General features: G+C 50.1%; 18 protein-coding genes. 1 reads left to right on the plus strand and 17 read right to left on the minus strand.

The window, feature by feature from the left end:
* Positions 1-183 precede the first annotated feature (183 nt).
* From EJQ19_RS02675 to EJQ19_RS02730, 12 genes are all read right to left on the minus strand, one after another.
* Positions 184-2,556 carry a sensor domain-containing diguanylate cyclase gene (locus EJQ19_RS02675; protein ID WP_126139660.1) on the minus strand — a complete coding sequence of 791 codons (2,373 nt, stop codon included), beginning with the start codon at positions 2,554-2,556 and terminating at the stop codon, positions 184-186.
* 52 nt (positions 2,557-2,608) lie between these two features.
* Positions 2,609-3,652, minus strand: a complete 1,044-nt coding sequence (locus tag EJQ19_RS02680) for a galactose ABC transporter substrate-binding protein (RefSeq protein WP_126139661.1) — start codon at positions 3,650-3,652, stop codon at positions 2,609-2,611.
* Positions 3,653-3,856: 204 nt separating this feature from the next.
* Positions 3,857-5,179, minus strand: a complete 1,323-nt coding sequence (locus tag EJQ19_RS02685; RefSeq protein ID WP_126139662.1) for an ABC transporter substrate-binding protein — start codon at positions 5,177-5,179, stop codon at positions 3,857-3,859.
* 197 nt (positions 5,180-5,376) lie between these two features.
* Positions 5,377-6,213: a carbohydrate ABC transporter permease gene (locus EJQ19_RS02690; protein ID WP_126139663.1), complete on the minus strand. Its 837-nt coding sequence runs from the start codon at positions 6,211-6,213 to the stop codon at positions 5,377-5,379.
* On the minus strand, positions 6,210-7,085 hold the full coding sequence (locus EJQ19_RS02695; RefSeq protein ID WP_126139664.1) for a carbohydrate ABC transporter permease: 876 nt from the start codon (positions 7,083-7,085) through the stop codon (positions 6,210-6,212). Before EJQ19_RS02695 ends, EJQ19_RS02690 begins: the two co-directional genes overlap by 4 nt.
* A gap of 44 nt (positions 7,086-7,129) precedes the next feature.
* Positions 7,130-8,437 carry an ABC transporter substrate-binding protein gene (locus EJQ19_RS02700; RefSeq protein ID WP_241242710.1) on the minus strand — a complete coding sequence of 436 codons (1,308 nt, stop codon included), beginning with the start codon at positions 8,435-8,437 and terminating at the stop codon, positions 7,130-7,132.
* Positions 8,438-8,593: 156 nt separating this feature from the next.
* The gene (locus tag EJQ19_RS02705) at positions 8,594-10,105 is read right to left on the minus strand and encodes a response regulator (protein ID WP_126139665.1); all 1,512 of its coding nucleotides are present in this window, start codon (positions 10,103-10,105) and stop codon (positions 8,594-8,596) included.
* A 17-nt stretch (positions 10,106-10,122) separates the two neighbouring features.
* Positions 10,123-11,928, minus strand: coding sequence for a cache domain-containing sensor histidine kinase (locus tag EJQ19_RS02710; protein ID WP_241242697.1), 1,806 nt, complete (start codon positions 11,926-11,928; stop codon positions 10,123-10,125).
* A 254-nt stretch (positions 11,929-12,182) separates the two neighbouring features.
* Complete coding sequence (locus EJQ19_RS02715; RefSeq protein WP_126139667.1) at positions 12,183-13,199, minus strand: C40 family peptidase; 1,017 nt, start codon at positions 13,197-13,199, stop codon at positions 12,183-12,185.
* A 150-nt stretch (positions 13,200-13,349) separates the two neighbouring features.
* A complete protein-coding gene (locus tag EJQ19_RS02720; RefSeq protein WP_126139668.1) occupies positions 13,350-14,234 on the minus strand; it encodes a glycine betaine ABC transporter substrate-binding protein in 885 nt (294 codons plus the stop codon).
* A gap of 2 nt (positions 14,235-14,236) precedes the next feature.
* A complete protein-coding gene (locus EJQ19_RS02725; RefSeq protein ID WP_126139669.1) occupies positions 14,237-15,070 on the minus strand; it encodes an ABC transporter permease in 834 nt (277 codons plus the stop codon).
* Complete coding sequence (locus EJQ19_RS02730; RefSeq protein WP_126139670.1) at positions 15,045-16,268, minus strand: quaternary amine ABC transporter ATP-binding protein; 1,224 nt, start codon at positions 16,266-16,268, stop codon at positions 15,045-15,047. The genes EJQ19_RS02725 and EJQ19_RS02730 overlap by 26 nt, the downstream gene beginning before the upstream one ends.
* 232 nt (positions 16,269-16,500) lie before the next feature.
* On the opposite strand from EJQ19_RS02730, the gene EJQ19_RS02735 reads away from it, so the two are divergent.
* Complete coding sequence (locus tag EJQ19_RS02735) at positions 16,501-17,070, plus strand: GbsR/MarR family transcriptional regulator (RefSeq protein ID WP_126139671.1); 570 nt, start codon at positions 16,501-16,503, stop codon at positions 17,068-17,070.
* 227 nt (positions 17,071-17,297) lie between these two features.
* Here EJQ19_RS02735 and EJQ19_RS02740 read toward each other — a convergent pair whose 3' ends face one another.
* The 5 genes from EJQ19_RS02740 to EJQ19_RS02760 all read right to left on the minus strand — a co-directional run bounded on the left by EJQ19_RS02740 (position 17,298) and on the right by EJQ19_RS02760 (position 25,959).
* Complete coding sequence (locus EJQ19_RS02740) at positions 17,298-19,085, minus strand: cache domain-containing sensor histidine kinase (protein WP_126139672.1); 1,788 nt, start codon at positions 19,083-19,085, stop codon at positions 17,298-17,300.
* Between the two features lie 65 nt (positions 19,086-19,150).
* On the minus strand, positions 19,151-19,972 hold the full coding sequence (locus EJQ19_RS02745) for a carbohydrate ABC transporter permease (protein ID WP_241242698.1): 822 nt from the start codon (positions 19,970-19,972) through the stop codon (positions 19,151-19,153).
* Between the two features lie 41 nt (positions 19,973-20,013).
* Positions 20,014-20,844: a carbohydrate ABC transporter permease gene (locus EJQ19_RS02750; protein ID WP_126139783.1), complete on the minus strand. Its 831-nt coding sequence runs from the start codon at positions 20,842-20,844 to the stop codon at positions 20,014-20,016.
* Between the two features lie 107 nt (positions 20,845-20,951).
* Positions 20,952-22,328 (minus strand): ABC transporter substrate-binding protein, encoded by a 1,377-nt coding sequence (locus EJQ19_RS02755; RefSeq protein ID WP_126139674.1) that lies wholly within the window; start codon positions 22,326-22,328, stop codon positions 20,952-20,954.
* A gap of 202 nt (positions 22,329-22,530) precedes the next feature.
* Positions 22,531-25,959 carry a polysaccharide lyase family 8 super-sandwich domain-containing protein gene (locus EJQ19_RS02760; RefSeq protein ID WP_164716278.1) on the minus strand — a complete coding sequence of 1,143 codons (3,429 nt, stop codon included), beginning with the start codon at positions 25,957-25,959 and terminating at the stop codon, positions 22,531-22,533.
* Positions 25,960-26,023 lie beyond the last annotated feature (64 nt).

The following is a 26,023-nucleotide window of genomic DNA, read 5'->3' on the forward strand; positions in this document are numbered from 1 at the left end:
ATAACAAGCAAGGCGCGCCTGATGCCTTAAGTTCGTGGATTCGAGTGGCGAACCCGTTTCCACTGTTCCATAGGCACATTCGTGACCTCCTACGGAACCATTGGTCAAACTAAAAAAGCCGTCCTGAAAGTCAACTTGCAACTTTCAAAACAGCTCTCCTTGCCATCCATGATCCGAGGGATTTCAGCCAACTTTTAAATTGAAATTTTGCAAAAATTTACACATCGTTGCAAAGTCGAGGGGCTTGCTAATAAAATACCCCTGAATTTCATCGCATCCTAGAGCCCTTAACAGATTAAAATGCTCTTCCGTCTCTATCCCTTCCGCAACGACTTTAAGCTGTAAGTTATGTCCTAGATCAATTATGGCCTTGGAGATGGTCCTGTCAAAATCAACAACCGTCATTTCATTAATAAACGATTTATCGATTTTTATCGTATGAAGCGGGTAACGGCGCAAATAACTGAGTGATGAATAGCCAGTGCCAAAGTCGTCGACTGAAATTTTCACACCAAGATCTAAGAGCATCATGAGCGTTTCTGCGGCTTTGCCTTGTGACATGGTCGTGCTCTCCGTGATTTCCAGCTCGATGTCTTCCGGTCGGATCCGGGCTTCCGACAGAATCCTCGAGATGACTTCCAAGAATGGATCCTGCTCCAATTGCAGAACGGATACATTCACCGTAACAATTAAATCGGGATATCCGCATTGCTTCAGCTTTATAATATCAGCGCAAGCTTGGTAAATCACCCAATTGCCTAAAGGGATAATCATACCTGACGTTTCAGCAATAGGGATAAATTCCGAAGGAGAAATCCAACCCATTTCCGGATGCTTCCATCGAAGCAGGGCTTCCACCTTAACAACTTGTAACGACTGCGCGTCTACAATCGGTTGGTAGAATACATGAAATTCGTTGTTGACCATAGCCGACGCCAGCTGAGTTTCCAATATAATTTTACGCTCAAGATCTTCCATCATTCGATTTGAGTACGCACTCAGCCGGTTTCTTCCCGATTCCTTCGATTTAATCATAGCGATGTCCGCAAATTTCACCAATTCTTCCGGGGTGCTCCCATCGTCCGGGAATATGCTGATTCCAATGCTGGCCGTCGTATGAAATTGCCGCCCTTTTATCGAATAAGAGGAAGCTAACGCCGTATGAATTTGATTTGCTTTTAAGTAAGCCGCTTCTTTTCCGGAAATTTTCGTCAACAGCACAGTAAACTCATCCCCGCCTAATCGCGAGACGAAATTTCCTGGCTCCATTCCCTCTTGAAGCCGGGAGGCGATCACTTTAAGAAGCTCATCCCCATAATCATGGCCCCAGGTGTCATTCACCCATTTAAATCGGTCGAGATCAATGAACAAAAGGGCAAGCGGCACCTCTTGCTCTTTCGCCTCTCGAATAGCGCTTTCTAAGCGATTGAAAAAATGGGCTCTATTCGGCAAAAGAGTTAAAGGATCGTAAATGGCTTGCTTCTCTAATAAATTTCTGGAGCCCTCAAGGGAAGACATCATGGTATTAAATTCTTTTTCCAATTGGGCAAACTCATCAGAGCCCTGACTGTTAATCCGTAATGTAAAATCTTGTTTTTGTGTGATGGAACGAAAGTTAATGACCAGCCCCTTCATTCTCTTCAGGATCATCCGATCGATAATCATCATAATACCTGCGGAAACAAAGAGAACAATCAGGGTCAGGATAAACGCATACAGCTTTACGGCCAATTGGCCCGGATTGTAGACATTCCGTATTTTTTCCGAGGATAGAACCAAATAAGGGTTCCCAAATACATCCTTCAATAAAGAATGGACAATCACTTTTTCATTCGAAATATTATCCATCCAGATGATGGGTGCTCCGTCCGCATTGTCGTGGAATTTCGGAATCTGCAGATCTTTTGCTAATTGGAATGTAAATTGAGAATGGCTTAAAATCGTCAAACGTTCAATTTCCATGGCATCTAAAAGACGGCCGACAACCAAAGCACCTTGGATAGGTCCTTCCATCGTGCTTTTAATAATGGGAAGCGAAACGACCAGCATAGGTCCTTCACTGGTAGCGATAACCCCTGTTTTACTCTGAAATTCTCCAGTGAAATGGATTAAGCTTCCACCGTTTGCCAATATAGAATCGGTCATGCCTGTTGGGGGCTTGGTTTGCCTTCCTGCTGCTACATCATAGTAACGATCGTACCTCACCTGATCACTTGCTCCGAACAGCGCTGCAAAGTGAATCGTGTTCGTCTGAAAGAAGGCATCGTTGAATTTGTTTTGTATGTAAGGATCATCTTCTATTGGCGCAGACTTCACGGTTTTTTTCATAAAATCATATATCGCGTTGGATGCCGAATAGTCGGTCATATTTGTTTTCATATTTTCTGTTTCATGTTCCAAGATTAATATCATATTTTTCATATCCGCATTGATTGCTCGTTTATCCAATTCAGCAAAACGTTTCAGTAAAATCCGGTCTAATGAAAAATAAGTACAAGCAAGTCCGAAAAGGACAATCATACCGATGAAAATCAATACTTTCTTACGTAAAGTCATAACATTATCCCCCAATGACCTGTTGATCCTCTGAGTTGTTTTTTAATTCCATTCATCTAGTATCATAAAGGTTATCTTTTGTTATTTTTTTATAGGCAGTCCAGACATATTTTCCATCAGTTAGCTCGTATCCGCCTATATTTTCTTTGGTTGGCGTTTGTTTATTAGCAAGAGCGAGTGCCAAGTTAAATAATGCCCTCCCTTGATTCTTCGCATCATTTAATACCGTCCCGAGCAAGGTGCCCTCTTCCAGCGCTTTGATCGCATCAGGTGTCGCATCGACGCCAACGACCGGTATATATTTATTTTCTTTAAAATATCCCCTTCGTTTAAGAGCCTCAATCGCGCCGAGTGCCATCTCGTCATTATTTGAAAATACAGCCTCGATCCGGTCACCATATGTTGACAGGAATGCAGCCATCTTGTCCCGCCCCTTATTCCGGTCCCATCCTGCAGTATCCTCAGCCAGCTTCTCCACTTTAATGCCCGCATCTTCCACTGCTTTGACCGCATACTTCGTGCGAATTTCAGCATCCTGGTGTCCAGGCTGTCCTTTTAGCATGACATATTGCATCGTACCGTCTTTATTCTTGTCCGCGTCCGGATGACGTTTAAAATAGTCAGCCATAATCTCACCGGCCATTGCACCGGATTGCTCAGCTTTCGCCCCCACATAGTAGATTCGATTCCATTTTTTCATATCGTCCGGCAGTGGTTCCCTATTAAAAAAGACAACCGGTACACCTGCACGCTTGGCTTTATCGATGATAATGCTCGTCGCAGTCCGATCCACAGGGTTAACGACCAACGCATCGAACTTTTTATCTATGTAATCGTCAATATTCTTATTCTGGATCTGCTGCGAATTTTGACTATCCTTAAAGTTGACGGTTGCTTTGTATCCAGCCACGCCGGCGAAGGCATTCTGCGCTTGAGATAGATAAGCATCACCTGAATTGTAAACTAAAAAGCCGATTTTCCTGGGCCCGTTGACAGCGCTTCCAATTTGTGCCCCTTCCGAGTGGTCCATGGGACTGCAGCTTGCAGTGGCTGCCGAAATGACTGCGATGAGAAGGCCAATTACCCTTTTATTCATGCTGTTGCCACCTTCATGGTTAATCTCGCTGCGTGTGTACTTCGACACCTTTTTTGATAATTCCTCCCCGAAAAGGCCTATATGATAAATAAACATTAGACTTTAGGCCTATATGCATGTGCTGCTTACGCCGGATATGTCGATTACAACAAAAAAGGCCGCCCGGGGATTTGTCCCCGAACAGCCTTCTGCCGCAGCTGCGTATTATTTAACCGAAGCTCTCGCTTCCTTCCAACGTTTGTTCAATTCATCCAGTTCCGTCTTCAGATCCTTCGCCTCCAGAACCTTCTGAATATACTTGCCGCCGTAGAAATCGATTTTCGCAGCGTTGCCAATATCGTTCCACTTAGACGAAGTCGCAACATTTTCAATGAAATTCGGTTTGTAGGAAGAGAACTCCTTGAGTTGGGCAAGCCCTGGCTCTTTCGATTTTTGCGGCGGAATGAAGCCGGAAGCTTCAACAAACCCGGACTCCTGTACCATGAACTTGATCCAGGCTTTCGCCGTTTCTTTGTTCTTGCTCGCTGCGCTGACGCCATAAAAATAATCATAGTTCAAGGGCGCATTCAATTTGCCGCTGTTGTCGTAAGGGAACGGGAAGAAGCCGATATCCTCGGACTTGGCACCGGCGCCGATGACCTGATTGATGACCCAGTTGCCGAGGAAATACATCCCCGCTTTCCCTGAAGCGATCTCTCCTTTGGATGCCTCCCAGACGTTGCTGTATAAATCCTTCTCGATATAGCCTTTCTCTTTGAGCGTCCTCAGAATCGCGAACCCTTTGCCGAATTCGTTATCGACTTTAAACGGCTCATCCGTGTTGTTCATCGTATCTAGGTAGTGTGCGTTGCCGCTCATGAACGGCGCCAGCACTTCGCCCCACTGCTTCATTGGCCATTGCGCGCCATTGTTGATGTAAATCGGCACAATGCCCGCCGCTTTCAATTTCTCGCAAGCCGCATAGAACTCATCCAGCGTTTTCGGCGGTGACGTAATGCCCGCTTTCTGAAATGCCTGCTTATTATACACAATACCTTCCGTGCTGACGCCGGAGACAATACCATAGATGCTGCCGCCGTCTGCTTTAATATTTTTAAAATACAAATCGCCAAGCTCATCTGCCGCATCGTTCACTGTCGCGAAAAATTTCCCCAAATCCTGCGTCGCGATATTGGATGGGATCATGAGCACATCACCGACATTATTGGCGGAGAGACGCACGCGAATGTCGCTTTCATAGTTGGTGATGCCTTCAAATTCAACATCCTCAACGCCCGGGTATTTCATCTTGAACGCCTTCTCGTATTTATCAAAGGTGCCGTCATTAATCAAATCCGTTCGATTTGTCACGAACGTCAGCTTGCCTTTGACATTGGCATTAGCCGACGCCGACGCTGTTGCTCCTGCTGCCGTTGGCTGTGCCGAGGCGGTGCCTGCTGCACCTTCGTTCGAGTCCTTCGAGCCGCAGGCTGTAAGTGCTGATGCTGACAATGCTAGGACAAGCACAGTTCCCAATACTTTTTTCATGTGAGACCTACTCCCCTTTGCTTATGTTGAATTTTGTTATCGCTTACATTGCTGATTGTATCGAGAAAGACGAACGTTTACATTGCAATGGTTTATGAAATCTTGTCTTCAGTTATCTTGTTCCAATACTGCAATAAACTAACAAAAAAGCCTTCCGCCCAATGGACAGAAAGCTTGAATAACCCATGACGCCCTTCCTAGCCTTTGACTGAGCCGCTCGTTACGCCTGCATAGATAAATTTCTGCAGAAAGAGAAAGAGCACGATCGCGGGAATGAAGATAACGAAAATCATCGCGGAAATATTGTTCCAACTCGCCGCATTCGGCCCGACAAACTGAAAAATTGACGTTGAAACGACTTGCAAAGACGGTTTGGTCAAATACAAAAACGGAATATAAAAATCGTTGTAGATATAAATCGTGCGCAGAATGACAACTGTGACCGTCGCCGGCAGCAGCAGCGGGAAGAAGATTTGCCAGTAAATGCGGAACAAGGACGCACCTTCCAGCATCGCGCTTTCATCGAGCGCATAAGCGATGTTGCGACTGAACTGCAAGTAGATGATAATCGAGATGACATCCGCTCCAAGATTGAGCAGAATCGGCGCGTGAATGTTATTGATCAGGCCCAGTGCATTCATCAGCTTGTAGGTAGCGACCTGCGTCGTGACCAACGGTATGACCGAAGCCAACAGATAGGCGCCGATAATGTATTTTTTCAGCTTGAATTCGAACCGTCCCAGTGCGTAAGCGACCATCGTTCCCAGCACGATATTGCCTGCCACCGAGACAGCGATAATGTAGAGCGTGTTCGGCAGCGCCGTCGAAATTAGCTTTGTTTTTTCAAAAATAAACACATAATTGTCCAGGTTGAACAGGTTCTCCGGCAGCGCAAACCGGCTTTGCAAAAACTCATGCTTCGATTTTAAAGAAGTAATAAACACCGTGTACGGCGGGAACAGCACGATCAATGAACCAAGCAACAGCGTCACATAATAAAACGCTTTGAGCAATCGGGACTCTTCACTTCTCATGCGTCATCACCTCCTCTGAGCAGCAGTCGCTGCAGCCCGACGAAGCCGAGCACAATAATCAGCATAATAACCGCCATCGCCGATCCAAGGCCGACTTGCTGGAATTGAAATGCAACTTCAACTGTCTTCATGATGAACGTATCCGTTCCGTTTGCGCCCAACATCATAATGTAAGGGATTTCAAAAGCTTCCAAAGCGCCGGTCAGCGTCAGCAGCAGCAGCAGCTCCAGCACTTTGCGTATGCTCGGCATCGTAATTCGCCAGAATTGCTGCATCGCAGAAGCGCCGTCAATGCGTGCAGCCTCGTATAAATCTGAAGGAATCGATTGCAGCGATCCCAGGAAAATGACCATGCTCAACCCCATGTATTTCCACATGGACACGAATGCCAACGCATAATTGACCGTATCCTTATCCCCTAGCCAGTCGTGCCGAAGATTGCCAAAGCCAATCGCGTCCAGCAGTCCGTTCAAGGTGCCATATTGGCTGTTGTAAAGCGCTTGAAACATAAACACAATAGCAACGCTGTGCATGATGTACGGCAGAAAAAGGATCACCCGGAACACGTTCCGGCCTCTCAGCCTGGTGTTCAGCACCACGGCAAAATAGAGCGCGAACCCGGTCTGCAGTAGACCTCCTGCAAAATAATACAGATTGTTTCTCAGCACCCCGAAGTATTCCGCATTCGTCACAATTTCTTTATAATTGCGAAGCCCGACAAACGTCTTGTCGGTCAAGCCGTCCCATTGTAAAAAGCTGTAGTACACTAAATGAACCGCCGGATAATAAGAGAACATGCCCAGAAGAATTAGGGGAACGGTCAAGAATGAAACCAGAATGACCGTTCTTTGTGTTCTGTAGCTCATCGTCATTGTCTTTCAGCCCTTTCCTGTCTGCTGCCTGGGATGCTTAGCAATTAGGGTGTGCGACTGTACTCCGCGCGGGCCTTGCCTTCCTGCCATTGACGATTCAACTGCTCAAAACTGGTGCGCAGATCTTCCGCAATCGCGGCGCGCTGCAAATACTCCCCTTGGAAGAAGTCGATTCTGGATTCATTGGCAATGTCATACCAGAGCGGGGACGTCGGCGCGTTCTCAAACAAAACCGGCTTATACGCAAAAAACTCATCCAATTGCGGGAGCTGCCATTTTTTCTCCGTTTGCGGCGGAATAAAGCCAGACTGAATGTCATACCCCGAGTCTTCTACCATGAAGCGGATCCAGGCTTTCGCCGTTTCTTTGTTCGTGCTGACTTTGCTGACCGCATAGAACCAATCGTTATTCAGCAGCGCTTGGAGGTTGCCGCTGTTGTCGTAAGGAAACGGGAAGAAGCCGATATCCTCAGACTTGGCGCCGGTAGCGATCAACTGGTTAATCGCCCAATTGCCCAGGAAATACATCCCCGCCTTCCCGGACGACAGATCCTGCTTGGACGCTTCCCAATTGCTATTGCGAAGATCAGGTTCGACATCCTCGTTCTGAATAAGCGTACGAAGAATCGTCAGAGCGCGGCCGAATTCGTTCTCAAGCTGGAACGGCGACTCCTGCGTTGTCATCTCATCGAGAAAGCTTCCCCGTCCGCTCATCATCGTCGCGAGAATCTCGCTCCACTGCTTCATGGGCCATTGCGCGCCGTAATTCACGTAGATGGGAATAACGCCGGCATTTCGGAGCAAACGGCACGTTTCATAAAAGGCCGTCAACGATTGAGGCGGGCTGGAAATCCCCGCTTTGGCAAAAGCCCGCTTGTTGTAGATGATTCCTTCGACGGAAACACCGGAAACGATGCCGTACACATGCCCTTCATACGCTTTAAAATCTTTGAAATGCAGCTTGCCAAGCCGAGCCGCGACATCCTCAACCGGTTCAAAAAAATCGCCCAATTGATTCTGGGCAATGTTACCGGGAATAAACAGCACATCCCCCGCCGAGCCCGTTGTGATCCTCGTTCGAATCTCACTCTCATAATTCGAGAGCGGCTCGAAAACAACATTCTCCACCGCCGGGTACTTAGCCTTGAAAGCCGCGGCATAGCGATCAAACGTACCGTCATTCACCAAATCCACGCGATTCGTCGTAACCGTAATCGAGCCTCCGATAAGCGTCTCCATCGGCGCTGTCTCCCGGGGCGCCGCGGCTTCCGGAAGCGGTGAATCGTTCGCGCTGTCTGAAGCCCTGCAGCCTGTACAGAGTGAGATGGCGAGCAGCAGCATGATTGTCTTCATCTTCAACTTGAAAGCTCCCTACACTTGTTTTTGCATAGCATGCCCAGGCAAATATTCTGTTATCGCTTTCATGGCTTCATTATAAAGATTCACGTCAGGCGATGACAGGGACTGAAACTGCATTTCTTGTCTTCTTTTATTCAATCTGCCTTGCCGCTATCTGACCGTGTCACGATATTCCTTGGGTGTCAATCCGACGACGCGTTTAAAAATTTTATTAAAATACGCAGGGTCAGGATACCCCACATTCTCCCCGACTTCGTACGATTTCAAGTCCGCACGGTGCTTCAGCAGTTCCTTTGCTCTCTCGATTCGAATGCCGATTAAATAATCGGTGAGCGTCTGCCCCGTTTCCGATTTGAAAAACTTGCTCAAATAGCTTGGCGTCAAAAACACCTGATCCGCTAGCCGCTGCAATTCGATCTCGTTCCGATAGTCTTCGGCGATCAGCCGTTTCACTTTATCAATGACGCGATTCTCGCTTTCGTCACGGATGTCCTTCGCCTTCGCAAGCACATCCAGCACGCTGCGGATAAATTGTGCTTGTATATCGGAAAAGCGTTGATGCCTTCCAAATAAGACTTCTGCGGATAGCTCTCCTCCGAGGGCAGCCGCCGCCGCTTCCGTAAATTCAGGAACTTCACGCTCCATGAAGTAGACCCATTTGGCGCAAGCTTCCATAAGCCGTCTTCTTTCTGGTTTCACTTGCGCCAGAGAAACAAATTCCGCTTGCAGCGTTTCGCGAATCTTGGGCATATCCAGCAGCTCCAGATGCGGTCTTAGCCGCTTCTCCAGCTTATCCGCCGCGACCAGGCCTGGCTCGGCCGGCAGTTCACAGGCGCACAGCGTCTGCGTCCGATACGGCGAATACAGCGCGTATTCGCAGACCCGCAGCGCCTCCTGGCAAGCAGCGCCCAGCTGGCTGACATCGGGCGCCGAAGGCCCGATGCCTGCCGAGAGGCTGCCGCTCAGCCGATCCATCAATGACTCGGTAAGTGCTTTCGCCTGCCCGCACCGCCCCTGCTCCGGCATCTCCTGGTGCGCAAAGAGCACGCACACTTCAAAGCGTGATAACGGAATCACTTTCAGCTGCGGGCAGGACGTTATAGTCTCCTGCTCCCACACCTCAAGGGCTGGTCGCTCCATCGGCGAATCCGACTTCACGGCGATGACCGTGATCGGCTTGCCGCACCAGACGGCGGGCACTTGGGCCAGCAAACTGTCTGTGGCTGAATCCTGCGCAAGCAGCTTGCGCAGCGTCTCCTCCAGTTCAGCCTGCTGCCGTTGGCGCTGACTTTCAATCGCTGCGTGCAGCCGCGCCAGGATCGCGTAAAGCTCCTGCTTGTCCACCGGCTTCAGCAGATAGTCGCTGACGCCGAACCGCAAGGCTTGCCGCGCATATTCGAACTCATTGTAACCGCTCAAGACGATGAACGATACCCCAGGCGAGCTTTGATGCAGCCGCTCAATCAAGTCCAGGCCGTTCATCCCGGGCATCTGAATATCTGTAATCACGACATCGGGCATGTCGGCCGGCAGTTCCCGCAGCGCCTCCAGGCCATCGGCATATAGACCGGCGATGTGGTAATCTTTGCTGGCTTTCCCAATGATTTTGCCTAACCCGAAGCGAATCCGCTCTTCATCGTCCACAATCGCGATTCTTAGCATCTCTCCAAGCTCCTTCCTTATCCGATCTTCACCTTCACCCGAACTTCCGCGCCTTCTCCAGGTTGACTGTCAACCTCCAGTCCGCAGTGATTGCCATAGTACAGCTTGAGACGCTCATTCACATTCCGAAGTCCGATGCCGCGCTTGTTCCGTTCCGGCTTCTCGGATGGCGGCGCGTTCAGCGACGTCCTCAGCATGCGCAGCGCCTCTTCCGTCATCCCAACGCCGTTATCCCTGATGGTGATACGCAGCTCTTCTCCCGTAACTTCGAACGAAATTCGCAGCTCCATGATACTCTTCGCCGAATCTTTGCCGTGAAAAACGGCATTTTCCACAATCGGCTGAAGCACCAGCTTAAGCAGCCGAAGATCGCGGAACGGACCGCAGGGCTCGATGACGAGATGAAACTGTCCCGGATACCGATAATTTTGAAGCTTCATATAATTCTCCACATGCTCGAGCTCTTCTTCCAACGATACAAACTCCCTGCCCATCGAAATGCTGTACCGCAGCAGCTTGCCCAGGATCTCCGTCATATCCGCTACTTCTTCGTCATCGTTGTATTCCGCCGTCATGCGAATCGATTCCAAGGTATTATAGATAAAATGCGGATTAATCTGAGACTGCAGCGCATCCAGCTCCGCTTCCCGCTTCCGCTCGCCAATTCTCACATTCTCGTGAATCAATTCCTGAATCCGCTCCAGCATACGGTTGAATTGATTGCCCAGACGGCCGATCTCGTCATCAACGGTAACCGGATAGCGGACCTCCAGCTTGCCTTGCTGAACAACCTTCATCAGATTAATCAGCTTGCGCAGCGAACGCGTTACTGCAAACGCCAAAAAGATGGAAGCTGTTAACGCTAGCCCCATCGTGATCAGCGCCGGAAAGAAAGTCAGCTTCTGATTACGCTGCACATCCTTTGTTAATTCATGCAAAGGCACTGTCATGATCATTCGCCACTGCATGCGCGCAGAGGTCACAAACACGACGAGCGATTGAACGCCGTCCACGTCTGCGACGAAGCTTCCCTGCTGGCCCGCCGCTTTACTCAGCCAGGCCGATTCCGGCATAGGACGAGCGATGTAGGCGTGTTCGCTGTCATAGAACACGGTATTTTTCCGATCCAGAATATACGTTTTGCCCCGCGTCACCTTATCCAGCCGGTTAACAAAACGCTCGATCGTGCTCATATTCGCATCCACGACAATTAAACCGATCGATTGATAAGCGTCATTGAACACTTCCCGCACCACCGAGAACACATAGCTGCGCCCTTTCGTATTACTCACAACTTCTTCCGTCGCGATGAGCGCGGGGAGCCCTTTTTGATCCTGAACCGCCTTTTTCCAATCTTCATATCGCGTCGCGATGTCCGTCCGATAGCCGTTCTTATACCGGTAGTAGGCATTGCCGTATTTATCGAACAGGTAGACCGACGTGGTCTCCTCTTTGATGTTATTGAGAAAATTAATGCTCGATTCGATCCGCTGCCGAATATCGACGGAGGTCGGCGTTACTTTGGAAAACGGGGCCGCTGGCTTGGCGCTTTCGTCCCTGCCGCGCAACTGTTCTTCGTAATAACGATTCGACAGCTCCAGATTGTCCTTGATTTCCGTCACATAGGCAGGAATCGTGGAGAGCTGCTCCATGTCCTTGATGTACTCGTCCAGCCGCTGCACCATCTCATCGGAAACCTCCATGACATAGGCAATCGTATTCGATTGGAGAGAGTTGTTGAAATTGCGATGGGTCACGTAGCCCAAAATCGAAATCGGAATAAGAATGAGCACGATAAAAATAACGATCAGCTTGGACTCCATCCTCAGTCCACTCAAGGTCAACAGCCGTTTTCCCTTCGACATTATGTTTGTCAACTGCCGCATGCAGAATTAGCCTCATTCCTTGCCGAAAATTGCAGCTCTGTGTACTCGCTATCGTACCATATTTCGTGCAGTATGCTAAATTTCCGTGAAAGCGGTTACCAAAATAAGCATAGCGAAAAAACTGATTTTTCGCTATGTTCTTAAATGCGATTTCTTGTCTTTGAATGTTATGCAAGAAGAGAAGAACACCATCAGAACACTCTTCTTGCCGTAACAAAACGATTTTTCCATGTGTCGTCGAATTCTTCAAAGTGGACTCCCAGCTCTTTCGAGTACGTATGAAGAATGCGCCCGTCCCCCGCATAAATACCGACATGCCCGATGTCGAGTCCGCGAGCCCGGAAGAACAGCAGATCGCCCTTGCGCAGTTCATCCAGTGGCACTTCTTTTCCTTTCAAAGCTTGATCGTATGAAACTCGCGGGAGAACGATCGACAACACTTCCTTAAACACATACTGAACGAAAGAAGAGCAGTCGAACGTTTGCGTTTGACCGGATGCTGCTCCGAACTCGTAAGGCGTCCCCAGGAATTTAGCCCCGAAAGCGAGCAAGTCATCCCCCTTCTTATCCGCAGAAGCATAATCCGTGTACTGGGGCGAGGCGGACAGGAATCCGATGGCCTTGTCCTTCGTCTGAACTTCCAACCAGTTTGCGTCGACTTCTCGGATCACATGGATACTCTCATCCTTCGGAATCATGCGCAGGATTCCAGCGCTCGTATTCGGAGCATCGCGCAGATTGACGCCGTATTCAATCTTGGTTTCATACACATTCGCCGTAGAAATCGTAATGGATCGCGAATACGCATGCCACTGGACGAGATTCCCAAGTGATTCACTTATGATGCGAAGCGGGATCATCGTCGTGCCGTCAATGATTTTACCCGCGATCGGCATCTCGATCGGCTCCTTATTTTTATAAGCGGTCCGATCTCCAACACGATAGGTTAAGACGATATCATTTTTCGTAGCCGACACCGTTCCCGTACCCGCATCCCAGATCACCTTAGCCCCCTCCCCTTCAAAAATCGTACGAAGAGGAACGAGGCTGTAACCATCTTCAATGAGGGGAGGCGTTTCAAAACTTAACAAGTGACCATCCAGAAACACAGAAGGTGCAGCGCCGTCCGCATGCGCATTTGCAGCAGGAAGCGTCGCCATAAAAAGCACCAGCGCAGCTCCTGCGTATACATGGTTTTTTATATTCATCGTAAAGGACTCCTTGCCTCACTATTGTAGTACTATAGACGCTTATCACCACATGTTAGTTGTTAAGAATTCACTGGCAAATGAAGGAAAAAGCCCCGATGCATCTAGGCTCTGCGCCACATCGGGACTTATCTCTATGATAACAAGACGCTACTTCAAATCCTCAATCGACGCAATCGTCATATAACTCGGAACGACAAGACCAAGCTTCGTCCCATTCAGATTGGGACCCAGATCCTCGAACTTCCCTTTATACTTCTCCAAATAATCCTGATGCGTCGTCGGCAGCCAAGCAGCCACCATCGCATCCGCGCTGCCATCGGCGATGCCCGCCCACATCGGACCCGCTTCTACCTGCAGCATCTCTACCGTGTACCCAAGCTTCTGTTCCAACACCGTCTTCACGACGTTCGTGCTCGCAATCTCCGAGTCCCACGCAACGTAGGCCAGCTTCAGCTTTTTGCCATTGTCCTGCGCCAGATCTTTCACCCATGCGTCGACTTTGGCCGCATTGTCCTTTACCCACGCTGCAGCCGCCTCTTCCGGCTTCTTGCCGTCCGCAACCGCGGACATCACGACAGCCATCTCCTCCGGCGTCCATTCGAAGCGGTCCAGCATCGCATAGGCCGATGGCGCGTCTTTGCTGAGGCCCGTGCGCACAACCGTATGAATCTGCTCGTCTTGACCGTAAGAGCCCTTCGGATCGCTCAAATATTTCAGATCATATTTGGCAAACATCCAGTGCGGCGTCCAGCCCGTGACAATGATCGGCTTTTTAGCCTTGTATGCCTTGTCGAGCGCCGCCGTCATTGCAGCGCTGGAGCCTTCCACCAGCTTCCAGTCCTTGAGATCATAGTCCTTCAATGCTTGCGCGGTCTGTTTCATCAAGCCCGCACCGGGATCGATGCCGATGATTTCGTGCTTCACTTGATCGCCCACACTGGCATCCGAAGCTGCCTCCTTCGAGCATCCCGCCAGCACCGATACGAAGATCAGGCTGACCGCCATCAACGTTTTAATTGTATGTTTACGCATATTCATGCACTCCTTTTTCTTTTCAACATGTATTGCGTCATGCGATCCAGCAAAATCGCCAGCACCACAATCGAAAGCCCGGCTTCGAACCCTTCGCCGGTTTTGATTTGCGTCACGGCCCGGTACACGTCGGCCCCGATGCCTTGCGCACCGATCATCGACGCAATGACCACCATGGACAGCGACAGCATGATCGTCTGGTTAATGCCTGCCATCATGGAAGGCATCGCCAGCGGAAGCTGCAGTTTAAACAACTTTTGCGAAGGCTTGGAGCCGAAGGCATCCGCCGCTTCCACCAAATCCGCAGGCACCTGCCGGATGCCCAGATTGGTTAGCCGGATGGTCGGCGGAACAGCGAAGATCACCGAGGCGATGACGCCGGGAACGACGCCCAGACCGAAGAACGTAACCGCCGGGATCAAATATACAAATGCGGGCATCGTTTGCATGAAGTCGAGCAACGGCGTCAGCACGCTGCGAACGCGATTGCTTTGGGCGCACCAGACGCCCAGCGGAATGCCGATGATGATTGAAATTAGCGCTGAGGTCAGTACAAGTGCAAGCGTATCCATCGTATGATCCCAGAAGCCTAGATTATGTATAAGCAGCTGCCCGATAGCGGCAAACAGCGCAAACGCCCATTTTCCCAAGTAAAAGGCTAAAGCCGTAACCAGGATGATTAATAAAAAGTCCGGTACAAAATGAAAAAAAGAAGAAAATCCATGCACGGTGCCTTCAATGCAAGTGGATACGACATCGAATACACCCGACAAACCGCTCTCGAGCTTATCTACGAAAGCTTCCACCCATTCATCCAGCGGTATTTTGGGAAACATGCTCGCTCACCTCCTCCGGATTAGCCGGCTGCCCGGCAAGCGCTCCGAGTACGGCTCCCCGCACGATCACGCCGATGATGCGGCGGTTGGCATCCACGACGCCAACGGGGTATTTTGCATGGCTGCATACCTCAAACAATTCATGCAGCAGCTGCTCGGGTGCAACCGTCGGCACCTCCCGAATTACGATCTGCTCCAGTGATTGCCCGGTTTTCACCGCCTCGGAAGCATCCTCTGCCGTAATGACGCCGATGAGCTTTTTCCCTCGGTCTACGACAAACAAGTTGGAGATGCCGCTTTCGCGCATCAGCTGCAGCGCCACCCTCGGTCCCCTGTCGACGGCGATGGTTTCGGGCCTGCGCATCACGGACGATGCGGTCAGCACCTTGGACAGGTCGACGTCCTCCACGAATCTTTCTACATATTCATTGGCGGGATTCATCATAATGTCTTCCGGTTTGCCGATCTGCACGATGGTCCCATCTTTCATGAGCGCAATGCGGTCGCCGATGCGAAGCGCTTCGTCCAGATCGTGTGTAATAAATACGATTGTTTTTTTCATTTTCTCCTGCAGATCAAGCAGTTCATCCTGCATATCCTTGCGAATCAGCGGATCAAGCGCACTAAACGCCTCATCCATTAACAAAATGTCGGGATCATTGGCAAGCGCTCTGGCGAGCCCAACGCGCTGCTGCATGCCTCCGCTCAATTGGGAAGGCGGACTGTCCGCCCATTGTTCAAGACCGACCAGACTTAAGGCATGCAGCGCTTTCGAGCGCCGCTCCGTCTTGGCGATGCCTTGAACCTCAAGGCCGTACTCTACATTCTGAATGACGGTTCTGTGGGGAAATAAAGCAAATTTCTGAAAAACCATGGAAATCGACTGCCTTCTGACCTGCCGCAGCTCTTCCTCGTTCATCTCCACGATATCGCGGCCATGAATACGAATGCTTCCCTGCGTCGGCTCGATCAGCCGGTTCAGCAGTCGGACCAGCGTGGATTTGCCACTGCCCGAAAGCCCCATGATCACAAAAATTTCCCCGGGCTGTACGGAAAAGCTGACTTCGTTGACCCCTACGGTATGCTTGGTCTCTTTGTAGATCTGTTCCTTCGTAACCTTGTCTGCAAGCAGCGGCAGAACAGATTTAGGATCGGAACCAAAGATCTTCGTTACCCCCTGCACATCAATGATGGCCATACGCTCACTCCTTTCTGTATGTGTTCATTCCCGCTTTCCTTATCTAGTGTAAAGAAACTCTTTGCGATATGTCAACACTAAATACCGTTTATTCCGTTTGTACAGAAAAAACTGTACAGAATAGACGTTATTCTTGATAACCCTGCTCCTTCCTATAGCAAGGCTACCTTTACTTTGTTTCAATTGTTTCTTACAATAGCGATGTAACTATAAAGGCAGGGTGAATATGTCAATGGAACAAGCCAATTCGATCAGCGCAGAACAGGAACTGATCCTTCAAAATGCCCGGAAACGCGTCATCGCTTCTATCGGCAAAAATATGGATTTATACGGCATCACCCAGTCGATCGGCCATCTCTACGGCATGCTTTTCTTTCAGAATAAGCCCATGACGCTCGATGAAATGGGCGAAGCCATGGAAATGAGCAAAACCAGCATGAGCACGGGTGTGCGTACGCTGGTCGATTTGAAAATGGTCAATAAAGTGTGGGAAAAAGGGGCGCGCAAAGACCTGTATGAAGTCGAAATGGACTGGTTCCAGACTTTTTCCGATTTCTTCTCGTTAAAATGGCGTAAAGCCTTGGAAATCAATTTGAGCGCGCTGCGCAAATCCAAGTCAGAGCTGTCCCACTTGCTCCAGCAAAACTCAGAGGATTCGCAGTTGCATGCAATTGTGCAAGTCGATTTGGCCAAAATCGACGAGGCGATCCGATATTACTTGTGGTTAGATCGGCTGATCGATGCATTCGAGTCCGGTGACATTTTCAACTACGTGCCGAAGGATGCGCCGCCGCAGGGCTAAGCTGCTCCTTTAGGAGCGCGGCGAAGCCGGCAGTCGCAAACAAAATAGACCCGTGCGGGAGCTGGGCCACAACTTGCGTTGCGGCCAGACTCCAAAACGAGCCTGCATGTATAGACACAGCTAACCCGTTCCACGGGTCATTTGTGCAATGTTATGCTGAGTAAAAGTTCGACCCATCCACTGCTGACGAGGTTAGCTGACGGGCTCGGAAAAGATGGTTCCCTACATCACGGATTCCCCCCATAGTGGGGTTCGTCAAACCGCCGGGGAATACGAAGCGTAATTCTGGTAAAGGCCCCGAGCTCGCTCTCCACCTTGATCAAAGCCTCGCTGCCGTAATGCAGCTCCAATCTCCGCTGAATATTATAGAGCGCGAACCCGGAGGAATTCGCATTCGACTCACGCTGCGCATCCGGTGCGTAAACCGCCATCCCCTCGCCGTTGTCCTCCACAATCAGAAACAGGGATCGTTCGGACTGCCGAACGGTGATTTTAATTTCACCGCCTTCGTTGCGATTTTTAAAGCCATGCAAAATTGCATTTTCAACCAATGGCTGAATAATGATTTTTACCATCGTCTGCTGAACATCAACACCTTCATCCAACTCAATAAAGTAGTCGAATAAATGCTCATAGCATTCCTGCTGGATCATCAGATAGTGCTCCACATGCTGCAGCTCGTTCTTGAGCGTCGTCAGCTCCTGCCCTTTATTCAATCCGAGCTGAAACAGCTTGGACAAGGCCAGCACCATTTTCTGAACAGCCTCGGACTGGTCAAGCTGGCTTTTCCAGTAAATTGTATTGAGCGTGTTATATAAAAAATGGGGCGCGATCTGCGCCTGCAGCGCTTTCATCTCCGAAATATGCTTTTCTTTCTCGGCAACGGAAACTTCCTGAAACAAGCGATTGATTTCATCCAGCATCCGATTGAAACGAAAGCCAACCTGTGTAATCTCATCCGCATAGTCGCTTTGGAACCGCATGCTCCAATCATTATGTTCCACTTTATGCATGACATACTGAAGATTTAATAATGGTTTCATAAGAAAGCTTGTCATCAGCTTGGCAACTACAAATCCGATCAGCAAACAGGAAATAATAATCGTCAGAATGGTCCATTTCAAGCCTTCCAGCTGTGCGAAAAGCTGAGATTTGGGAAGCACGCTGAACAGCGTCCAGTCGCCGGCCACCTTCAGCCTTGTATAATTAATCATATAGCCCTGATGATCCGCTTCATACTCAAAAAAGCCGTCCTGCTGTTGAAGCGCCTGGATAAACAGAGGATTCGCCTTCAGCTTCTGCGTGAACCCGGCATCCGCATCGGGCTGAAACACGTCCAGACCTTGCTGATTGACCAGGAAATAGCTGCCTTCACTCCAGTTTAGATTGGTAGAGACGAACCCTTTCAATTCCTCTTCTTTCAGGTTGGCCGCCACGAAGACCTCTCGCGACACATCATTCAATATGCCTTCCGTCAAAAAGGTGATCACGCGTTTGCCGCCCTCAAAGATGGCATCTTCATGCCCTTCGACCCAAGCCTCCCGATGCTTGCCCGTCTGCGCCATGATCCGCTGATGCAGATCGGTCCCGTAGAACGAATACTGCGGTTTCACCGCCTGCGTGATCTGATAATAATTGCCCTTCGGCGTTGCGACCAGCGCAGAGACGATCATCGGCTCGATGGTCCGAAGCTGAACATACACGTCCTGCATGCTGGACAAATACGTATAATAATTGGCCTCTTGCGAGCTGCTGCTGTTAAACCCCACAGCTTTCTGATAATCGGGATTCATAATCATGGAAAAAATAGACGTGCGCACTTTCCCCAGCTTTTCATCCAGTGCTTGGGACGTCTTATTCAAGGTATCCTGACTAAGCTTATAGGCATTGGTCTCGGAAATATTCGCCGCAATGCGATAAGACAGCAAGCCCGTAGCGGCAACCGCTACGGTGACGACAAAAATGAATCCAATCCATACTCTCTGCTGAAACGAAATGCGATAAATGAATGCCATTTCTGCCCCCGATCTTTCCGCGTCTTAAGCTTATTGTAACGAATCTTCCCGCTCGCAGCCAGACCCTATCCCTTCAAACCGCCGACGTTCATCTGCATAAAGGTTTTATTCGCCAGCACATAGATGATGAGCATGGGGATCATTGAAATGCATGCCCCGGCTAGCATCAGATGACTTTGCATCGCTCCCGCTACCCCATAGCGCAGATTCACGAGGCCAACCGTTAAAGGCTGGAGCTTCGGCTGCGACATCGTAAACACCAGCGGAACAAGATACGAGTTCCATCCGCTGCGGAAGGAAAATAAACCGACGATTCCGATCGCAGGGAGGGTAAGCGGAAGAATAATTTTGCGATAAATGTGGGCAAAGCTTGCCCCGTCGATCATCGCCGCTTCATCCAGATCTTTGGAGATGCTTCGGATAAACGCATACATAATAAAGAAAGAGCTGCCGCCAGCACCGGTCATCATAATAATCATCCCGACAATCGACTTATGCAAATGTAAGGAAACCATGAGCTCGAACTGCGGTTTGAGCGTCAAGGCCCCGAGCGAAATAAACATCATCGAGGTGTAGATGCCGAGCATCAGCTTCTTGCCGGGAAATTCTTTCCGGGCAAACGCGTACGCCGCAAGCGAGACGACGATCAGCGTCGTCACCGTGCCCCCTAAGCTGTAAATCAAGCTATTCACGACATAGGTAGAAAATTTGGCCTGCACCCACGTGGCCGCATAATTGTTGAACTGCCAGCTGGAAGGAAGAAACGACGTTCCGGCATTCAGCTCTTGATTGCTTTTCAATGAGCCAAGCACGGCCATGACGACCGGGAATAAAATCAGCACGGCGATGATGAGCAAGAACAGCCACATGGCCGTTTTAGATAGCATACGAGGAAACATCCGGATCCACTCCGCTCTATCACGAAAATTTAGTAGATGTTATTGATTTTTCTGGATACCCAGAGATACAGTCCCGTAATCGCGCCAACGACAAGCGCCAGCACAAAGGCAACAGCCGAACCGTAGCCGATCTCTTGGGTCATGGATTCACCGGTGGAGACTGGGAACAGCAGCTTGAACAAATACAAGTACATGACTTCCGTTTTCCCCGCTGGACCGCCGCCGGTCAGTACCATAATAGACTCATAGCTCTCTAAAGCGCTGATAATGGCGATCATCATGATGATATTCAGCACGGGGCCGAGCATTGGTATTGTAATGTAGACCAGTTTATGGTAGCTATTCGCGCCATCGATCGAAGCGCTCTCGTACACATCCTTGGGAATGCCCTGCAAACCGGCGATAAATAACAGCATATAATTGCCGAGCCCGCCCCAGAAGGCGATCAGGATGGTCGTGAACATAGCATGCTCCGTACCGAGCCATTCTACGGACGGCAGCCCAACCGATTTTAAAATTTGATTCAGCAGCCCGTTGTACGTATTGAAAATGATGTAGAACACCGTTGACATGACGGCGGTACTTAAGATCGTGGGCATGAAATAGATGCCCCGCAAAACATTTCTCCCTTGCAGCTTGCTATTCAGAATGACCGCCAACAGCAAGGCAATCGGGAGAGTAATCGCGACCTTGCCCGCCCCATAGATCAATGTATTTGTAACGGCATGCCATAGCTGTTCGTCATGGAGGAGTCTCTGAAAATTTTGAATGCCGATGAACTTAGCTGCGCCATATCCCTTATAATCGTAAAACATATACCGTAACGCCCACAGGATCGGATAAATGCCGAGTGCGGCCATTAAGGTCGCACTCGGAAAAATAAACGTATAGGCCTCTGTGTAGCTTCTCCATCTTCTTATCACAGAAAGTCGCCTCCACCAGCGGCAAGCATCGCCGCATTTCTGACTTATTTGCCTTGCAAGGAACGCGGGTCAAAATTCGGATCCGCCGGGACGGATTTAATGGAACCGTCTTTGACGCCTTTATCATAAGCATCATTGTAACGCTGGTTAAGCCCTTTGATGATCTGATCCAGATCGCCGCCTACAAGGATGTAGGCATTGAAATCTTCCGCCCATGTTTTACCTTGCGGCTTCACGCCTCTTGGCGGCAGCGGCCACGCTGCATCGTATTTGGTTGGCAGGAAGTTTTTAATCCCCGGAATTGTCGGCACCTTCGCCCCTTCGAGCACATGCTTATTCGTCGCCAAACCAAAGCCGTTCTCATGATACCCGCGCAGGATGTCATCCCCGTACATGTACTGGACGAATTTCCAGGCTTCCGCTTTATGCTTGGATTTGCTGCTGATAGACAACCAGGTGCCGCCGTTGAAGTTGATAGCGCCTTTCGGGTCACCGCCGTCTACCGTTGGGATTTGAACCGCATCCCATTTAATTTTTGGCGGGAACTGATCCTTGTACACGCCAGGCTCAACCGAGTAGGACATGTACATGCCGATCTTGCCTTCCGCAAATTGCGCGCGCATAGGGTCCATATCAAGCGCTTCGGCACCCGGCAATGTGCTGCCGTCCGCTTTCATTTGCCGCAGAGCTTCAACTTCCGGCTTCCAGCCGGAGAAATCATATTTGCCGGTTTTGAAATCGAAACCGCTGGAATGTATGCCGTTCAGCTCGACCATTTGCTGCAGGGAGCGCGTCAGTGCGCTGGACGGATTTTTGTAAGGAAGCGCCCAGCCGTAGATGCCGTCTTTCTTGCCGATCTCGGTAATTTTCTTCGCTGCGGCTACCATCTCGTCGAACGTTTTGGGCGGCTTCAGGCCGGCTTTCTCAAACATATCTACGTTGTACACCAGGCGCACCGTCGAGCCTACATTCGGAAGCGAGATAATATTGCCGTCGAATTGATTGACGCCTTCGTTAAACGTAAATTTCTTTTTCAAATCGTCCGTCAAATACGTGTTCAACGGTTCGAAGTAGCCCTTTGTATAGTTGTCCAACGCGCCGTTCGGCACAAACACATCCGGCGCCTGATCGCTCGCAAAAGCTAAATCCACCGATTGCGGATAATTCTCCGCCATCATGGTCATTTCCACTTCAATCGCGTCTTTATTCGCTTGATTAAATGCTTCGATTTTGGATTTAATATAATCGGCATCGTGACGTTGATAGGTCCAATACGTTAATTTCACCTTGTCCTTCTTGGCTGCCGCTGTTGCCGAAGACTTGCTTGTGCTCCCCTGATCGGTTTCCGTACCGCATCCAGCTATTAATCCGGCCATGATAACGACGCCCATCCCTACGGTTAAAGCTTTTTTCATTTTCATCCATGATCCTCCCTTTTTCTCTTGCATCTTTTAAACTTGGCTTAACCTTGACTACACCTTCATCTTAACGGGTTTGCCCTAACAATACAGTGTGGAGAAACTACTGTTCAGGGCGGAAATCCATTTTATCTGACATACTCCCCATTATGCTGAAAAGAGCTGATGCCGGTTACTCCGGTCATCAGCTCAGCTCTTCTTCCTGCTATGGCTGAAGAATCAGAACGGGACGTAAAGACACGTCTGATTTCTCACGCGAACCATACGTAATATCACCCGCAGAACCGCTATCGGTCGGCGATGAAATGCGCAGTGAGATCAGATGATCCCCGGTTAACGCCGCCTGAATCTGGCTGGTGACATCAATTTCAATCGGAACACCCGCCGTCATCCCGCTCCAAGACCCAAGCAGCGTGCCGCCCGTCGGTCTATTATTCCATGTCAATGCGGACTCGCTCCAACTGTCATCGGTGAGGAGCTCCGCCTGATTGGTTGTCGCGAATGAGCCTACACTGGTGGGAACCAGTCTCACTTTGGCACTTGAGAATGTGCCTGTAACGGCCGATAGATCAAATTTAACATAGGTTTCGCGCAAGAAGCCAGAGGTACTGTTCTTCGTCACAAGTCCCGTTGCTGTGCCATAGTTGTCTCCCGCATAGGTGCCGTTGCGCACGTAGCTGTCAGCCGACGCTGTTAGGGTAATCGGCTGTGTGATGATAAGCGCCGGACGCTTTGCCGAATCTGTTTGCTCCTTCGTGCCATAAAAAGCAAATCCTTGGGAACCGGGATTTGTCGGCGCATAAATGCGCAGCGAAAGCTTTTTATCGCCAGTGCCAGCCAGCGCACTCTGCACCTGCGACGTCACATCCAGCTCAACAGGTGTACCGAGAACCGGCGTCCATGTTCCAAGCACAGTGCTGGAGGCCGGCTTGTTATTCCAGGTAAGCAGCGATTCCGTCCAGGTCGTGTCGCTCACAAGTGCCGCTTCATTTGTAATCCCGGCCATGCCGACATTCACCGGGACAAGTCTGATCTTTGCGCTTGCTACAGGGCCGGAGACGGCCGTGAAGTCGAATTGCAAGAAGCCCTCTCTAGCGTAAGAGGCCGTATCATTCTTCACTTCGAGCTGCACGCTCGATCCATAGTTATTGGTCGCGTAGGTGCCATTTCGCACAAATGCATCCGCATACGAAGGAATCGTCACCTGCGGCGGAGACGAAGGCGGCGTGCCTAAGGTCAGCTTCACATGCCGGGTTTGCCCTTTTGCACCGCCTACTTGCACGGACAGCTTGATCGTTGGACTCAGCTGAACTACTGTCACGCCTGGTTCCGCAGCTACGACAGCCGATGCGCTTTTATACAGTTCAAGTTCGATCGTCCCCGTATTCGCTTGGGTCGGATCCGATACGCCGAGCTCGATGTCCCCGCCGCTTTCTACCGTCATAACCGAAGCCTTCTTGTTGCTGGTCAGGAACGGGGCTCCCCCAACGGCTACGGTATTAACCGCATCCGTCCAGAAATTGGCGCCAATTGCGCCAAGGGTTGTTTCTTGCACTGCTTGCACATCCGTTGAATTGACCAAAACGGAAAAATTGGGATTAGCCGCATAGCTCGCCACTTGCGCGCTGGTCCGATTCGGCAGCAGCGCATAAGCATACTGACCATTGGTCGGATTCACGCCATGGTCCTGCCACAGCGTTAAGAAATTTTTGGTCAGCACGGTCGTATCTAACGTTTTGGCATACGTATTGACGCTCGCCCAACTTCCCGTCCTCGCTTCCCGAAGCCCTTTCACCGTCGTGCCTCCCGGAAAATAATAGCCGATGTCCGAGCCTGCCGACGAACCGGCCAAATGCATCCAATTCACGCCGGTCATCGTCTCGGACCATCCGAGCGCCGTAGACTTGACCGTTCCGTTGACAGTAAGCCCATTGCTGCCAACATCGTTGATTTTCCGATTCTCCACGATCGTTTCAATCGTGCGATTATCCGTGCTCGTTATGCCTGCGCCTAACGCTACAATCTCATCGTCAAACATAAACCATGATTTCCTGGCCGCCAGCGTGCTGCTCCACGCATCCAACTCCATCCCCGAAACCCCGTATTGCCCGGCAACGTCAGCTCCGCCTACCCAGTTCTTGGCGCTTTTGTAGTTGCTGCCCGAGCCGTCCGCCCGTGTGCGAACGTCAACCGTCGTCCCCGGCAGCCGGTATTTATCGACGAGCGCCCAATATTCATCGCTGTACTGCGCCAAATCGTTATTATACAAGTAGGTCATGCCCTCGCCGGTATACCAGCCCTTCAAATTCTCCTCGTTGATAGACTCGTAATTGTAGATACGGCTCGACGACATGCTCAGGGCAAAAGCAAAGCCCGGACGAAGCTGAACCGCCCTATCCATCGACGGATACTGTTTGTACTTCATCAATTCCCCTCTCGCTGTGATCGACGTATCACCCATGATCTGCTTCGCAAGCCCCAGATGATAAAGCGTCGCATTCGCATTAAAATCGTAGTACGTATCCTCCTGCAGCCAGGATTTCGCCATGCTTCTCAACCTCGCTGCATCCACTGCAGGAGCAAATTGCGCCATTTGAAGAATGGGAGCAATGACTTTCGCTCCTAACGCATGATCCTGCGAAGCTCTGCGGGATATTTCTCTGCCCCGAGACATATCCATCATAGCGCCCTTATACAGGAGAGGCTCAAACGACTCGTAGATCCAGGTATACAGATTTTGCGCAGCCGGTGCCGTTACCGCCCAAGTCGATCCGTTCAACAAGTACATAAAAGGAACGATCGTCTCCAACAACGACTTGCCATAACCGCCTGTATACGGATGCGCTGTATGTTGAATGAAGGACCCGTCTGCGTAAAACCCGTCGCCCGAGGTGACATAGGCAAATACGTCCGTCAAAGCATCGCGCGCGGAAGTCAGCTTGGCGCTGTCTTTCACAATCATTCCGCGGATGCCGACGGCTGTCGCTTTCCATACCCGGTTCGCACCCGTTGCCGTACTGCCGTTGGTTATCGTCGCATTGGGAGCGAATTGATTCACCGCATTCATATAATTTGTTCGCTGTGCAGCCGTCAATTCGTTATACAAAACAACTGTAGTATTGTTCAACGTCAAGGGAACATTGATTTCCCAATCAAACCAATTGCCGACTTTGGCGGAGGACGGATTGTACTTGTTCGTGTACATCCAATCCAGGGCGCTTTGAAGATCACTTAACAGCGCCGGGTTCTGATAAGTCGCGGAACCGTGTCTCGCATACCCAACGGCCAGGGTGTATAACCGACTGTACGTAATCGCCATGTAACTGGATTTCGTCAAACTATCGACCGATGCATCATCCAAATCACTCCATAAATACGTGCGTCCGCTCGATTTGTTCATACTGTCCCATGTCGTTTGTACGAGAGCCGATTGATCAGTCAGGATCGCACTGACATCCGTATCCGTCTCGCTGTAGTCTCCTCCAAGCAAATAGGACCGCCACTTCTCTCTTAGTCCGTCATACTCATCGGCCGCATAGGCTTTCCCATTCGGCACAATCGAGGTGATGACGAGGCTCACAAACAAGACACAGCTTAGCATGGCTTTGAGCATCGTACTGCGCTGTACATTCATGACTTTTTCCTCCTTAGGGATATATGGAAAACAGAAAACGTTTTCACCATCAGCATACATAAAA

Origin of the sequence: Paenibacillus whitsoniae, assembly GCF_003955665.1 — a bacterium.
GTDB lineage: Bacteria > Bacillota > Bacilli > Paenibacillales > NBRC-103111 > Paenibacillus_E > Paenibacillus_E whitsoniae.